Consider the following 341-nt stretch of genomic DNA (forward strand, 5'->3'; position numbering starts at 1 on the left):
GCATTGACCTCGGTGCGGTCCTGCACGATCGCCAGGATTGCCGCTCGGCCCTCGAAACGCACTTCTCGGCCATAGGTCAGCACTTCGAAGGTCTCACCACTCGCCTTGAGGTGAACCCAACGCTCCGCCTTTTCCATGTCGGTACGGCCGCTGACGGCGTCGACCATCCGTTCCCGCTCATGCTCAGGGCGGATATCCAGAACCGTCATGCGCCGGTATTCGTCCGCGCCGTAGCCGTAAAGTGCTGCCGCCGCCTCGTTGACGATAAGAAAGCGCAGCGATGCCGGATCATAGACCCACATCGGCGACGGATGCGTTGCAAACAATGACCGGAAGTCGTC

At 61.3% G+C, this 341-nt stretch carries 1 protein-coding gene; it reads right to left on the bottom strand.

What is annotated here, in order from left to right; translation table 11 throughout:
• Window positions 1–341 (bottom strand): PAS domain S-box protein (locus tag AF337_RS25805; RefSeq protein ID WP_244471317.1); only part of this gene is annotated, 341 nt, incomplete at both ends.

The organism is Rhizobium ecuadorense (assembly GCF_001187535.1).
GTDB classification, from domain to species: Bacteria; Pseudomonadota; Alphaproteobacteria; order Rhizobiales; family Rhizobiaceae; genus Rhizobium; species Rhizobium ecuadorense.